We start from the raw sequence: 14309 nt of genomic DNA, 5'->3' as shown, positions 1-14309 counted from the left end.
AGATTCTGCCCGAACCCAGGTTTTAAGCACCCATGTCCATCGCAAATTCCATCCGTGGCCAGATCCCGCCGATCCACAAGGAAGGCTATCCGTTCATTGGCGCCTTTGCGCTGGCGAGCCTGGTGCTGTTCTGGATTTGGACGCCGCTGGGCTGGATCGGCACGGTCCTGACCGTCTGGTGCGCGCTGTTCTTTCGCGATCCGGTGCGCGTGACCCCGACTCGCGAGGGTGTCGTGGTGTCGCCCGCCGACGGGAAAGTATCGATGGTGCAGCCGGTGCTGCCACCGGCTGAACTCGGCCTCGGCGATCAGCCGCTGCTGCGCATCTCGGTGTTTATGAGCGTCTTCAACGTCCACGTGAACCGCAGCCCGGTGGCTGGCCGGATCGAGCGCATTGCCTATCGGCCGGGCAAGTTCATCAATGCCGAGCTGGACAAGGCCAGCGAAGACAATGAGCGCAATTCGCTGGTGATTTCGACGCCCGGCGGCCGCATCGGCGTCGTGCAGATCGCCGGGCTTGTGGCGCGCCGGATCGTGTCCTTCGTGCGCGAGGGCCAGACCCTGAGCGCTGGCGAGCGCTTTGGCCTCATTCGCTTCGGCTCCCGGCTGGATATCTACCTGCCGGAAGGCAGCAAGGCGCTGGTGGCTGTGGGGCAGACCGCGATTGCCGGCGAGACCGTGCTGGCCGATTTCCGGATCGGTGACGGCGGCCGCACCTACCGCGTCGATTAACCCGGGTGATAACCCAGGGGTGATAGCCGCGGGGGTGATTAACCCCGATTTCCTGCCGATTTGGGCGGCAGGACGCCACAATGGCGGAGCAGGGTGGGATTTGCTAGGATCACGCCATGCAAATGCCTCCTGACCAGTCTCCCGAGACGCGCCGCCGCCGGTTCCGGACCATTCCGATCCGGATGCTGGTGCCGAACATGATCACGCTGCTGGCGATCTGCGCCGGCCTGACGGCGATCCGCCTGTCCACCGAGGGGCGGATGGAACTTGCCGTGGCGGCTATCGTGTTCGCCGCCGTGCTCGATGGCGTCGACGGCCGTGTCGCCCGCATGATCAAGGGCCAGTCCAAATTCGGTGCCGAACTCGACAGCCTGGCTGACTTCGTCAATTTCGGCGTGGCGCCTGGTCTGATCCTGTATTTCTGGCAGCTCCACGATCTCAGCAATGCTGGCTGGATCGCCGCGATGGTGTTTGCCATCGCCGGCAGTCTGCGGCTGGCGCGTTTCAACGCCACCATGGACGATCCGGACAAGCCGGCCTTTGCCGCGAACTTTTTCACGGGCATGCCGGCGCCGCTGGGCGCGCTCACCGTGATGCTGCCGATCTATCTGGGCTTCCTGGGCATGCCGATGCCGCCGGCCATCCTGACGACCCTCTACACGCTGCTGGTTGGCTTCCTGATGGTGTCGCGGCTGCCGGTGTTCTCCGGCAAGGCCGTGAACATGCGGGTGCCGCGTGAGCTGGTGCTGCCGGTGTTCGTCGGCGTGGTGCTCTTCATCGCGCTGCTGATCGGTTACCCTTGGCACATCCTGTCGGCGCTCTCGATCATGTATCTGCTGAGCCTTCCGCTGGGCTGGAAATCGTATCGTGATCAGGAACGCGCGCTGGCCGCGCAGTCGGTGGTCCCTGTCGATCCGGCAGCGCCCCATGCATCGACGCCCTATACGCCGGGTGCACCTGAGATCGCACCGGATGATCGGCCCGCACGCCTGAACTGATTGTCCATCTCGCGAAAAATTCCTGCAGCCGCTTTCCCCTGCGATAGCAGCCAGGACGAAAGCGGCTGCATTTCGTTTTGGGCATGCAGTGAAGTCGGCTATATCCGGAGTCACTCAGCGACGACGACGTCCCGCGAAGACGGGATGCGATAATCACCCACAGGAGAAACGCCGTGACGAATTCCGCGACCGGTCCGCTGCCCGCATCCGTTCTGGAAGCACTGGGCCGCTACGACACGCCGACCATCTGCAATGCGATGGAGATCGTCGCCCCCGATCGCCGGCTGATCGGCTACACCACGCGTCCGCTGGTTTGTCCGTTTCCCAATCTGCCGCCCATCGTCGGCTATGCGCGCACCGCGACCATTCGCGCGACCATGGCGTCCGGCCTGCCTGCCGCGGAGCAGAAGGCGCGGCGGCTCGCTTACTACGAGTATGTCGGTACGGGCATCGGTCCGCGCATCAGCGTGATCCAGGATATCGACGGGCCCGACGCGGGCTATGGCGCGTTCTGGGGCGAGGTGAACAGCGCCGTCCACAGGGCGCTCGGTTGCCTCGGTGTGGTCACCGATGGCTCGATCCGCGATATCCCGCAATGGGCACCGGACTTTCAGGCGCTCGCCGGCACGATCGGTCCGTCGCATGCACATGTGCATGTGAGCGAGTTCGGCAATGAAATACGCGTTGCTGGCATGAGTGTCCGTTCGGACGATCTGATCCATGCCGATCAGCACGGCGCGGTTGTGATCCCGCTCGATGTCGCCGCGAAACTGCCGGAAGCGGCGGAGCTGTGCGGGCGGCGCGAGACACCCATTCTCGATATCGCGCGCAGTCCGTCATTCACGCTCGAGAAGCTGAAAGAGGCGATGGCGCGCTCGTCGGAAATACACTGAAATCCGGGTCTATTAAGACTAACGATAAAGGTTAGATGCCGATCAACCCGAACCAGCTCCGGTTGCTTGCGCGGCCGGAGGGCTTCGGGCTAACTGCCCGTTCTACCGTGGAGACGGGTATTGGAGACGGTATTGCCTCAGACCAAGGATATGAAGAAAGCCTGGAATGAGCGCGCAAATCGTGACCCGTTCTTTTACGTCGAGACCGAGTTGTGGGATCACGATCCCGAAAAATTCTTCGCACTCGGTCGCGAACGCGCGACGCTGCTGATCGATCCTGTTCTCGCAAAATATGCAGTTGATCCCGCCGGCAAGACGGCGGTCGATATCGGCTGCGGTGTCGGACGTTTCACGCAGGCACTTGGCCGGCGTTTCACCAGGGCTGTTGGCATCGATGTGTCCGACGTCATGGTGGAAAAGGCCAAGGCGGCGGCAGCGGCGTTCAGCAATCTCGACTTCGTCGCCGGCAATGGCGTCGTGTTTCCCTTGGCGTCCGAGACTGCGGATTTCGTGTGGTCATATGAGGTCTTTCAGCACATGCCGTCGCATGATGTCGTGAAGGCCAATCTGGTCGAGGTTGCCCGCATCCTGCGTCCATCCGCGCTTGGACTCATTCACTTCCGAACGGCGCACGAATATCCGACGATCCTCTGGCATATCGCCAAGTTCGTCCCGACACCTGTCATCCAGAGGATCAAGGCGCTGCTCGGCAAGGATCCGCTGACGGCGGATACGTCGTGGCGCGGTGCAAAGCCGTTGCCGAAGAATACGATCGCCGACTTCTGCGTGGCCGCCGGCCTCAAGCCGATCGAGTTTCTCGATGACCCGACCCACGCGCCGGGGTCACGTACCTTCGCGGTCGTCCAGCGCGCTGTTTGACGCCGCACAATCATCCTCAATCTGTCTGCTGAACGAACTTTCCGTATCGTTCCACGCGTGCTCGCACGTCATTAATCTGTCGTTAATGAACCGTGAAGCGGTAACGCGTCCTTAATCGCAGTATCGCTAAGGTACCTTCGCGCGGCCTGATCTCGAGGCGTGCCGCCGTCCAGGACGGGCGTCGTTCGATACGTGTATAGCGTCGGAGTTGACATGGATATCACAACACTCGTCGGTTTTGTCGCTGGCATCATTGTGCTGTGTACCCTGGTCCTCATGGGCGGCAGCTTCGGGATGTTCTATGACATCCACGCCGTCATCATCATTTTCGGCGGTTCGTTTGCTGCGACTCTGATCCGCTTTCCGCTCTCGTCCATCCTTCACGGCATTCCGCTTGGCGCCAAATTTGCGTTCACGCTGAGCCGTCTGAACGCTCGTGATCTCGTTGACGAACTCGCCCGCATCGCGGAAATCGCGAGGAAGCAGGGACCGGTTGGACTCGAAAAAGTCGAAACTGATGACGCATTCCTCGCCAAGGGAATCCGCTTCGTTGCCGACGGTTACGACCTCGAATTCATCCGCGACAATCTTGAGCGCGACCGCGACAATTTCCTCATGCATCTCGACGAAGGCTCGAAGATCTACCGCGCCATCGGCGATTGCGCGCCGGCCTTCGGCATGATCGGCACGCTGCTCGGCATGGTGCAGATGTTCTCGAACATGTCCGATCCGTCCAAGCTCGGCCCCTTCATGGCTGTCGCGCTGCTCGCGACGCTGTATGGCGCGATCGTCGGCAACCTGATCTGTCTGCCGATCGCCGACAAACTGCACGTCAAGGTGCTCGACGAGGAGACCAACCGCACACTCATCATCGACGGCATCCTGATGATCCGCGACTCGAAGAGCCCGGCGCTGGTCCGCGAAATGCTGCTGGCCTATCTGCCCGAGAAGCACCGCCATGACGAAAGTGAGCCGGTCCCAGCGTAACACACTGGAGGCAGGCTCGGAGCACGTCCGATGGCGAAGAAAAAACGCGGAGAAGCACACGGCGGCCATGGCTGGTTCGTGACCTTCGCCGACCTGATGGCGCTGCTGCTCAGCTACTTCGTCATGCTCGTGGCATTCTCCAGCCCTGATGGCGCCAAGCTCAAGATCGTTGCCGGCTCGGTCCGTGAAGCCTTCGGCGTGCAGTCCGATGCGCGTTATTCGGGTGTGATCGAATCCGATGGTCTGCCGACGCGCGGCCAGACGAAGAACAAGGATCACGTGTCGCCGGACGATGCGTCGAACATCACCAGTCCAAGCGAAAAGGGCGGCCGTCCCGCGGGCGCCAAGCTGAAGATGGACCGCGAATTCGCGCTCGCCTCGGCGTCACTGCGGCAGGCGCTACAGGACATGCCGGAGATCAACGAGATCTCCAAGAACATCATGTTCGAGGAAACCAAGCAGGGCCTCAATCTGGAAATCATCGACCAGAACGGCCGCTCGATGTTTGCTGACGGATCCAAGGTTCCCTATGAGCGCACACGCCTGTTGCTGCAGAAACTTGCCGGACCGCTGAAGGCGACGCCGCTGCGTGTGGCCATCGTCGGTCACACCGCCGCGGGCTTCGTGCCGGCGCGCAGCGAATATGATGCATTCGATCTGTCGGCCGATCGCGCCAATGTCGTTCGGCAGATTCTGGAACGGGAAGGCCTGCCGTCGTCCCATATCTTTTCGGTATCAGGCAAGGCAGACAGCCAGCCGCTGTTTCCCGATGATCCGACCATGGCTGCCAACCGGCGGGTGACCATTACGCTGATGCGGGAAGACCCCCCGCTGCCGCCAAACCTCAAGCCGTAAAACAGTCAATTCCTTTTTTACTGCTCCAGCCTCTTTTTTTGCTGGGCAATGCCGATTTTTGCTGCGCTCCCGATAAGCGATCTGCGGCAGTATAGGCTAGTGTCCCGGTTGACTGGCATTGCCCGGCGCGCCATAGCCGGGTCCGGATTGTCCAGAGGCGTTACGAGCAGAATGGCCGTTACGGAAACAACAGGCGAGGGACCGATCGAAGTTCCGGTTCATACCGGGTTCTGGTCGCTCACGGTCGGCAGTATCGGCGTCGTGTTCGGCGACATCGGAACGTCGCCACTTTACGCGTTCCGCGAGGCGGTACACGGCGCAACGCATGGCGCGCCGGTGACGCCCGTCATCGTGCTCGGCGTGCTCTCGCTGATCCTGTGGGCGCTGTTCATCGTCGTGACAGCGAAATACGTGCTGTTCCTGCTGCGCGCCGACAACAATGGCGAGGGTGGAACACTGTCGCTGATGGCGCTCGGCCAGCGTGCCCTGGGTCGGCGGAGCTTGCCGCTGATGGTACTGGGCGTGATCGGCGCCTCGATGTTCATCGGCGATTCCATGATCACTCCGGCGATCTCGGTGCTCTCGGCGGTGGAAGGCCTCAAGCTCAAGGCACCTGCGCTCGAACCTTATGTCGTGCCGGTCACGGTCGCGATTCTCGTCGTGCTGTTCTCGGTACAGCGGATTGGCACCGCCAAGGTGGCCTCCGCCTTCGGGCCGGTGATGATCATCTGGTTCACGGCGCTCGCGCTGATGGGCGCCTCGCACATCTTCGATGATCCGACGGTGCTGAAGGCGATCAATCCGTACTATGCCGTGCAGTTCATGCTGACCCACGGGACCATCGGTCTGGTGACCCTGGGCGCAGTCTTCCTCGCCGTGACGGGCGGCGAGGCGCTCTATGCCGATCTTGGCCATTTCGGTCGCAGACCAATTCAATACGGCTGGTTCTTCTTCGTGCTGCCGGCGTTGATGATCAATTATTTCGGGCAGGGCGCGCTCGTGCTGTCGAATCCGGCGGCGATCGAAAATCCGTTCTATCGGATGGCACCGGAATCGATGCTGTTGCCGCTGATCGCGCTGGCGACGGCTGCCACCGTGATCGCAAGCCAGGCGGTGATCACCGGTGCCTATTCACTGGTGCGTCAGGCGGTGCAGCTTGGCTTGCTGCCGCGCTTCGAAGTGCGCTTCACCTCCGAGACCCATGCCGGCCAGATCTATTTGCCTCGGGTCAATCGTTTGCTGCTGATCGGCGTGCTGCTGCTGGTGCTGCTGTTTAAATCGTCGAGCGGTCTGGCCTCGGCCTATGGCATCGCCGTCTCCACCACCATGGTCGCCGATGGCATCATGGGCTTCGTGGTGATCTGGAAGCTATGGAACTGGAAGGCCGCGACTGCCGCTGCGATCATCGCGCCGCTGGTGTTCGTCGATCTGGCCTTCCTCAGTGCCAATCTCCTGAAACTGCTGGAAGGCGCCTGGGTGCCGTTGCTGTTCGGCGTGCTGATGGCCGGCATGATCTGGACCTGGCGCCGCGGCGCGGCGATCCTGATCACCAAGACGCGCCGTATCGAAGTGCCGTTGCGTGATCTCATCAAGAGTCTGGAAAAGCGCCCCCCGCATATCGTGAAGGGCACCGCGGTGTTTCTCACCAGCGATCCCGAATTCGTGCCGACGGCGCTGTTGCATAATCTGAAGCACAACAAGGTTCTGCACGAACACAATGTGATCCTGACCATCGAGACCGCGCAGACGCCGAAGGTCGATCTGGCCGAACGCGTTCGCATGGAGAATATCAGCGACAAGTTCTCGATGGTGAAGCTGCGCTTCGGCTTCATGGAATCGCCGAACGTCCCCAAGGCGCTCGTCGTCGCGCGTAAACTCGGCTGGCAGTTCGACATCATGGCGACGTCGTTCTTCGTGTCGCGGCGCTCGCTGAAGCCGTCGGCGCAATCCGGCATGCCGTTGTGGCAGGACCATCTGTTCATCGCGCTCAGCCGCTCGGCGAACGACGCCACCGACTATTTCCAGATCCCCACCGGACGCGTGGTGGAGGTCGGTACTCAGGTGACGATCTAAGCATCTTTTGTCATGTCCGGTTCCCCGATTTGCGCTATAAGGAGTGTGATCATCGGGGCCGGGAACGGCCTCGCTGCCCCGCTGTTCAGAGACCTGCGATTCAGAAGTCTTCGAGGCCGTTTCCATGACCATCGATAGCGCATCTCCCGCCGCGGCATCCCCGGCGGACCCTACCCATGGGCACTCGACGGCCAGCTTCGGCTCGCTCGTCATGGGCAGTATCGGTGTCGTCTATGGCGACATCGGCACCAGCCCGCTTTACGCGCTCCGTGAGGCGCTGGTCGCGGCCGGGGGCCACAAGGCGCCCGGCATCGACAATGAAGCAATCCTGGGCGTCCTCTCGCTGATCCTGTGGGCCCTGATCATCGTCGTGACGCTCAAATATGTCGTGCTGCTGCTGCGCGCCGACAATAACGGCGAGGGTGGCCCGCTGGCCCTGATGGCGCTGGCTCAGCGCGCGATCGGATCGAGCGGGCCGGTGGTGGTGATGCTCGGCATCATCGCTGCGGCGCTGTTCTATGGGGACGCGGTGATTACGCCGGCGCTGTCCGTGCTCTCGGCCATCGAGGGCGTCAAGCTCGTCACCACCGCCTTCGATCCCTATGTTGTACCGCTCACCATCGTGATCCTTGTGGCGCTTTTCGCCGTGCAATCGCGTGGCACTGCGAAGGTCGCGACGTTCTTCGGACCGATCATGTGCCTATGGTTCATCGTGATCGCGGTAGCGGCCATTCCGCAGATCGTGAAGCATCCTGAAGTGCTAGCGGCACTCAATCCCGTGCATGCGATCTACTTCATGTTCCATCACGGCATCATCGCCTTCGTGACCTTGGGCGCAGTGTTTCTCGCTGTGACCGGCGCCGAAGCGCTCTATGCCGATCTCGGCCATTTCGGCAAAAAGCCGATCCAGCTGGCCTGGCTGTTTCTCGTGCTGCCGTCGCTGGCCATCAACTATTTCGGACAGGCTGCGCTGGTGATGCATGATCCCACCGCGCTGGAAAATCCGTTCTATCTGATGTTTCCCGACTGGGCGCTGATCCCCATGGTGATCCTCGCGGCGACTGCCACTGTGATTGCAAGTCAGGCCGTGATCACCGGTGCCTATTCGCTGACGCAGCAGGCGATCCAGCTTGGCCTGCTGCCGCGTTTCGAAATCCGGCACACATCGGAGTCGCATTCCGGCCAGATCTACATTCCGCGCGTCAATATGCTGCTGTTCATCGCAGTGATCGTGCTTGTCGTGCTGTTCAAGTCATCGAGCTCGCTGGCCTCGGCCTATGGCATCTCGGTCACCGGCACCATGGTCGTCACTGCGATGATGGGTTTTGTGGTGATCTGGCGCGGCTGGAAGTGGTCGCCGATCGCGGCTGCGGCGCTGATCGTGCCGTTTCTGGTGATCGACGTCACGTTCCTCACCGCGAACCTCTTGAAGGTGTTCGACGGCGGCTGGGTGCCGCTGGTGATGGGCGGCGTGATCATTCTCATGATGTATACGTGGCGGCGCGGCAGCCGCCTGCTGTTCGAGAAGTCGCGCAAGCTGGAGTTTCCGCTGGCCGATCTCGTGGCCATGCTGGAGAAACGTCCGCCACAGCGCGTGGCCGGCACGGCGGTATTTCTCACCAGCGATCCGCAGAGTGCGCCGACGGCGCTCATGCATAGTCTGAAACACTACAAAGTGCTTCACGAGAAGAACGTTATTCTCACCATCGAAACCGCACCAACGCCGCGCATCGATCCCAGTGAGCGGGTGCGCATGGAAGAGATCAGCGCGACCTTCTCGAAAGTGACGCTGCGCTTCGGCTTCATGGAATCGCCGAATGTGCCGAAATCCCTGGCGATTGCGCGCAAGACCGGCTGGCAGTTCGACATCATGTCGACCTCGTTCTTTCTCTCGCGCAGGGCGCTGAAGCCTGCGGTGCATTCCGGCATGCCGCGCTGGCAGGACCATCTGTTCATCGCGCTCAGCCGCACTGCCAATGACGCGACCGACTATTTCCAGATCCCCACGGGGAGGGTGGTCGAGGTGGGCACGCAGGTGACTATCTAGGCCTGATCCCGAAAAGCGGGCTTGCGGCTTTCGGGCAGGATCAGGCCCGACAATAAGCTCTTCCAACGCTTGATTTTCGCCGCGCGAGAGGCGACGTTGGCGCCCGAAAACAGGGGCGTTTCCGCCCCTTCGCATTCGCTCCGGACACCGGGGCGGCAGGAGGTTGTGGTGGCAGGCGAAGCTCATACCGTTCACGATTTGACGCCCGAGGAAGTGTCCAAGGGGATCACTGAAGGCAAGTATTTGCTGGTTGACGTGCGCGAACCCAACGAGGTCGCGGTCGAGGCCTATCCGGATGCCGTCGTGGTGCCGCTGTCGGGCTTCGATAGCGCCGATCTGCCCGATCCTGCGAGCAAGCAGATCGTCTTCGCATGTCGCTCCGGCAAGCGCTCGGTGACGGCCTCGCTGGCCGCCCAGGCCGATGGCCTTGCCTATGACAAGCACCTCGCCGGTGGAATCCTTGGATGGAAGGCCGCAGGCCTGCCGACAAAGGTTGGCTGATCGCTCGATGAACAAGATCTTCTCTGAGCTGCCCGTCACGGTGTTCGAGGCGATGTCGCAGCTTGCGCGCGACCATAACGCCATCAATCTCGGGCAGGGCTTTCCCGATCATCCCGGTCCCGACGATATCCGTCAGGCGGCCGCCGATGCGGTGCTGAACGGCTATAACCAGTATCCGTCGATGATGGGCATCCCGGAGCTGCGTCAGGCGATCGCCACGCATTACCAGCATTGGCACAAGCTCTCGCTCGATCCGGTGACGGAGGTCATGGTGACCTCCGGCGGTACCGAGGCATTGACCTCGTCGATCCTTGCGGTGGTCGAGCCCGGCGACGAAGTCGTGTGCTTTCAGCCGGTCTATGATTCCTATCTGCCGATCATTCGTCAGGCCGGCGGTATTCCCCGTCTGGTCAGCCTCAAGCCGCCGCACTGGCGCCTGACGGAAGAAGATTTGCGCGCAGTCTTCAATCACAAGACCAAGGCCGTGCTGTTCAACAGCCCGCTCAACCCGGCGGCCGTGGTGTCGCCGCGCGAGGATCTCGAACTGCTGGCGAAGTTCTGCCAGGAATTCGATACGATCGCGATCTGCGACGAGGTCTGGGAACATGTGACCTTTGATGGTCACGAGCATATCCCGTTGATCACCATTCCCGGCATGCGCGACCGCACCATCAAGGTCGGCTCGGCCGGCAAGATTTTTTCGCTGACCGGCTGGAAGATCGGCTTCGTCTGCGCCGCGCCGCATCTCCTGCGCGTCTGCGCCAAGGTGCATCAATTTCTCACCTTCACGACGGCGCCAAATCTGCAGGTTGCGGTGGCCTATGGTCTCGGCAAGTCCGACGATTACTTCAAGACGATGCGCGCCGATCTCGCGCGTAGCCGCGATCGTCTGGCCGCAGGTCTGGAAAGTATCGGCTTTCCCGTCATCAAGTCGCAGGGCACGTACTTCCTCACCGTCGATCTGTCGCCGCTGGGACTGAACGAGACCGACGAGGAATTCTGCCGGCGTCTCGTCTACGACTACAAGGTCGCGGCCATTCCGGTGTCGGCCTTTTATGAGCAGGACAAGGTGACCTCGGTGGTGCGTTTCTGTTTCGCCAAGAACGACGCAACGCTCGATACCGCGCTGGAACGCCTGTCCAACGCCGTTCATCGCCGCTAGGGGAAGTTGATGCGCATGGGCAAGCACGGGATCGCGTGGGTCGTCGGAGCGGCGCTGCTGTGGTCCTTGCCGGTGCAGGCGCAAGACCAGAAGGCAGAGCGTGTCGTCAACTTCTACAACTGGTCGAACTACATGGCGCCCGGTGTGCTGGAGGCCTTCACCAGGGAGACCGGCATCAAGGTCGTCTATGACACCTTCGATGCCAACGAGACGCTGGAGACGCGGCTGCTGGCCGGCAAGTCCGGCTACGACGTTGTGGTGCCAACCGCGTATTTCCTGCAGCGCCAGATCACCGCAAAGGTGTTCCAGAAGCTCGACAAGGCGAAGCTGCCGAACCTCGCCAATGCCTGGCCGGAGGTGACCAAGCGTCTCGCGATCTACGATCCCGGCAATCAGTTTGCCGCGAACTACATGTGGGGCACCACGGGCATCGGCTACAACGTCAAGCAGGTCGCGAAAATCCTCGGGCCCGACGCAAAAATCGATAGCTGGGACGTCATCTTCAAGCCGGAGAATCTTGCGAAATTCAAGGATTGCGGCGTCCATATGCTGGATTCCGCGGATGACATTCTGCCGGCGGCGCTGAATGCGCTGGGCCTCGATCCGAACTCGACCAAACAGCCAGACCTCGAAAAGGCGGCCGATCTCGTCGGCAAGATCAGAGGCAATGTTCGCAAGTTTCACTCCTCGGAATATCTGAGCGCGCTGGCGACTGGCGAGATCTGTCTGGTGGTCGGCTGGTCCGGGGACATCATTCAGGCGCGTGCGCGGGCGGATGAAGCGAAGAACGGCGTCGAGATCGGTTATGCGGTGCCGAAGGAGGGCGCGCAGATGTTCTTCGACAATCTGGCGATCCCGACCGATGCAAAGAACGTCAATGAAGCCTATGAGCTGATCAACTACCTCTACCGGCCCGATGTTGCAGCGAAGAATTCGGATTTCCTCGGTTATGCCAATGGCAACCTCGCCAGCCAGAAGCTGATCGATCCGAAGATCCTGAACGACAAGACGATATACCCGGATGAGGCGATGCTGCAGAAGCTGTTCGTCATTACGGCTCGCGATCCGGCCACACAGCGCGTGATCAACCGCTTATGGACGAAGGTGAAGACAGGACGCTGAGCGTTATCGCCAGCGCCGATGCAGCCACAGCCACTGCTCGGGATATTCCCGGATCCAGCCTTCCAGCACTGACGTTACCGCCTGCATCGTGCCCTGAACGTCGACCTTGCCATTGGCATCGCGCACCGGTTTTACCTCTTCGGAGACTTCGATGCGGAAGCGATGATCGGGGAGGCGGATGATACGAACACCGTGGATCGGGCAATCAACCTGACGCAACAGCCGCGCCAGCATCGGATTGGCATTGGTCTTGCGGCCGAAGAAATCCACCGGGACGCCGTTGGTGAACCATTGATCCACCAGCATGGCGACGTGCTTGCCCTCGTTCAGCGCGTGCGCGAGCTTGAGCGGCGCGTCGTGGCTGGCCGGAATGAGGTTGCCCATGTTGATCGCGCGCGTCTGGTGAATGGCGCGGTCAGCGGCGGCGCTGTTCGGTCGCCGATAGAGCACGGCTGCGTCCAAGCCGTGGGCCACGGCGGCGAGCGCAGGAATTTCCCAATTGCCGAGATGGCTGGCGAAAATCAGCGCCGGCTTGCCGTCGTCGCGCAGTTGATCGAAAATCTCGCCGGTGCGCGCGGAGAATTCGACATTGCTCGGCTTGGTCGGATTGGCCGGGTCATAGTCCCAGATCTTGTCGAGATGCGCGAATTCCGCGCCAATGCGTCCCATGTTGTCCCAGACACCTGCGAGAATCTTCTCGATCTCGTCCGGTGATTTCTCGGGGAAGGCGGCGGTGAGATTGGCGCGGCCGATCTTGTCTTCGCGAAACAGCGGGCCGATGCGCTGGGTGATCTTGCCAAACCGATTGGCGGTCTTGACCGGATCGAAATAGCGCGTGGTGCGCAGGATGCCGATCGTCAGTGCGCCGACAGCAGCGTCGCCTGCAGGCTTCAGGGCATCGCGAATGCGGGCCTTGGTGCGAAGCAGCAGGCGGAGCATCAGAAGTGAACGATGATCTTGCCGAACACCTGGCGGGTTTCCATCCGCTTCAGCGCGGTCTCGACGTCGCTGATCGGCACTTCGGTATCGATCACCGGCAGCATGCCGTCAGCCATCTTGTCGAGGCTCTCGGCAATGTTCTTCATGGTGGCGCCGAACGATCCGAAGATGCGGTATTGCTGTTGGAACAGCTGCATCAGGTTGATCGTCGTGGTCGGGCCCGAGGTCGAACCGCAGGTGACCAGACGTCCGCCGCGCTTCATCACCAGCAGCGAACCATTGAAGGTGTCAGCGCCGACGTGTTCGAACACGACATCGACGCCCTTCTTCTTGGTGATCTTGCGGGTCTCGCCCTCGAAGCGATCCTTGCGATAGTTGATGACGTGGTCGGCGCCGAGGGCCTTCACACCCTCGATCTTGGAATCGTCGCCCACGGTGGTAATGACGGTGCAGCCGATCTTCTTGGCCATCATGATGGCCACGGTGCCGATGCCGGAACCGCCGGCATGGACCAGAATGGTTTCGCCGGGCTGCAGCTTGGCATTGTCGAACAGCATGTGCTGCACGGTAGAGAAGGCGATCGGGGCGCAGGCGGCGTCGCGGAAGCTGATGCCGTCAGGGACAGGGATCACCAGACGCGCCGGCATGTTCATCAGTTCGCGCGAGAAGCCGTCGATGTGGAAGCCATAGAGACCGCCGACATTCTCGCAGAAATTGTCGCGGCCTTCCTGACAGGCCTTGCAGTGCCCGCAGGTCAGCGCACCATACATCACGACCTTCTGGCCGGGCTTCACATGGGTGACGCCTTCACCGACCGCAGCGACTTCGCCCGAGGCTTCGGCGCCGATCGACAGCGGCAGCTTGCGCTTGGCGAAGGCCATGCCGCGGAAGCCCCAGACGTCGATATGGTTCAGGCCGACAGCCTTGACGCGGATCTGCACTTCGCCGGCACCAGGCGGCGGGGGCGGTGGCACGTCGACGACGACGAGCTCACGATCGGCAACAAGATTGAGCGCACGCATGAACCGCGTCTCCGGCAAGAAAGGTTGATTTCGGATGGCCTGCGTATCGCCGGTTCACGTCATGACGTCAACCGGCGAGGGGCGGCCAACGGGGCCGGGG

General features: G+C 61.5%; 13 protein-coding genes. 11 read left to right on the top strand and 2 right to left on the bottom strand.

What is annotated here, in order from left to right; translation table 11 throughout:
- Positions 1 to 32: 32 nt before the first annotated feature.
- The 11 genes from LPB73_RS14215 (at position 33) to LPB73_RS14165 (ending at position 12248) form a co-directional block, all read left to right on the top strand.
- The gene (locus tag LPB73_RS14215; protein ID WP_068730577.1) at positions 33 to 731 is read left to right on the top strand and encodes a phosphatidylserine decarboxylase; all 699 of its coding nucleotides are present in this window, start codon (positions 33 to 35) and stop codon (positions 729 to 731) included.
- Between the two features lie 122 nt (positions 732 to 853).
- On the top strand, positions 854 to 1729 hold the full coding sequence (gene pssA / locus LPB73_RS14210; RefSeq protein ID WP_093758909.1) for a CDP-diacylglycerol--serine O-phosphatidyltransferase: 876 nt from the start codon (positions 854 to 856) through the stop codon (positions 1727 to 1729).
- A 173-nt stretch (positions 1730 to 1902) separates the two neighbouring features.
- Positions 1903 to 2622, top strand: coding sequence for an RraA family protein (locus tag LPB73_RS14205; protein WP_120291024.1), 720 nt, complete (start codon positions 1903 to 1905; stop codon positions 2620 to 2622).
- A 132-nt stretch (positions 2623 to 2754) separates the two neighbouring features.
- Positions 2755 to 3501 carry a class I SAM-dependent methyltransferase gene (locus tag LPB73_RS14200; RefSeq protein ID WP_231080936.1) on the top strand — a complete coding sequence of 249 codons (747 nt, stop codon included), beginning with the start codon at positions 2755 to 2757 and terminating at the stop codon, positions 3499 to 3501.
- Positions 3502 to 3714: 213 nt separating this feature from the next.
- Positions 3715 to 4488 (top strand): motility protein A, encoded by a 774-nt coding sequence (locus tag LPB73_RS14195; protein ID WP_068730581.1) that lies wholly within the window; start codon positions 3715 to 3717, stop codon positions 4486 to 4488.
- Between the two features lie 30 nt (positions 4489 to 4518).
- Positions 4519 to 5343, top strand: a complete 825-nt coding sequence (locus LPB73_RS14190; protein ID WP_068730582.1) for an OmpA/MotB family protein — start codon at positions 4519 to 4521, stop codon at positions 5341 to 5343.
- A gap of 171 nt (positions 5344 to 5514) precedes the next feature.
- Positions 5515 to 7416 (top strand): potassium transporter Kup, encoded by a 1902-nt coding sequence (locus LPB73_RS14185; protein ID WP_089267162.1) that lies wholly within the window; start codon positions 5515 to 5517, stop codon positions 7414 to 7416.
- 124 nt (positions 7417 to 7540) lie between these two features.
- Complete coding sequence (locus LPB73_RS14180) at positions 7541 to 9463, top strand: potassium transporter Kup (protein ID WP_231080935.1); 1923 nt, start codon at positions 7541 to 7543, stop codon at positions 9461 to 9463.
- Positions 9464 to 9631: 168 nt separating this feature from the next.
- The gene (locus LPB73_RS14175; RefSeq protein WP_231080934.1) at positions 9632 to 9964 is read left to right on the top strand and encodes a rhodanese-like domain-containing protein; all 333 of its coding nucleotides are present in this window, start codon (positions 9632 to 9634) and stop codon (positions 9962 to 9964) included.
- Positions 9965 to 9971: 7 nt separating this feature from the next.
- Complete coding sequence (locus LPB73_RS14170; RefSeq protein ID WP_231080933.1) at positions 9972 to 11126, top strand: aminotransferase; 1155 nt, start codon at positions 9972 to 9974, stop codon at positions 11124 to 11126.
- Positions 11127 to 11135: 9 nt separating this feature from the next.
- Positions 11136 to 12248, top strand: coding sequence for a polyamine ABC transporter substrate-binding protein (locus LPB73_RS14165; protein ID WP_231080932.1), 1113 nt, complete (start codon positions 11136 to 11138; stop codon positions 12246 to 12248).
- A gap of 3 nt (positions 12249 to 12251) precedes the next feature.
- Here the strand turns inward: LPB73_RS14165 and LPB73_RS14160 are convergent, their stop codons facing one another.
- Positions 12252 to 13187 carry a lipid A biosynthesis lauroyl acyltransferase gene (locus tag LPB73_RS14160; protein ID WP_231080931.1) on the bottom strand — a complete coding sequence of 312 codons (936 nt, stop codon included), beginning with the start codon at positions 13185 to 13187 and terminating at the stop codon, positions 12252 to 12254.
- On the bottom strand, positions 13187 to 14209 hold the full coding sequence (locus tag LPB73_RS14155; RefSeq protein WP_089267166.1) for a zinc-binding dehydrogenase: 1023 nt from the start codon (positions 14207 to 14209) through the stop codon (positions 13187 to 13189). The genes LPB73_RS14160 and LPB73_RS14155 overlap by 1 nt, the downstream gene beginning before the upstream one ends.
- Positions 14210 to 14309 lie beyond the last annotated feature (100 nt).

It is taken from the genome of Tardiphaga sp. 37S4, assembly GCF_021044645.1.
Taxonomy (GTDB): Bacteria; Pseudomonadota; Alphaproteobacteria; order Rhizobiales; family Xanthobacteraceae; genus Tardiphaga; species Tardiphaga robiniae.
Note: the sequence above shows the minus strand (reverse complement) of the source record. Positions and strands in the feature narration are given on the sequence as shown.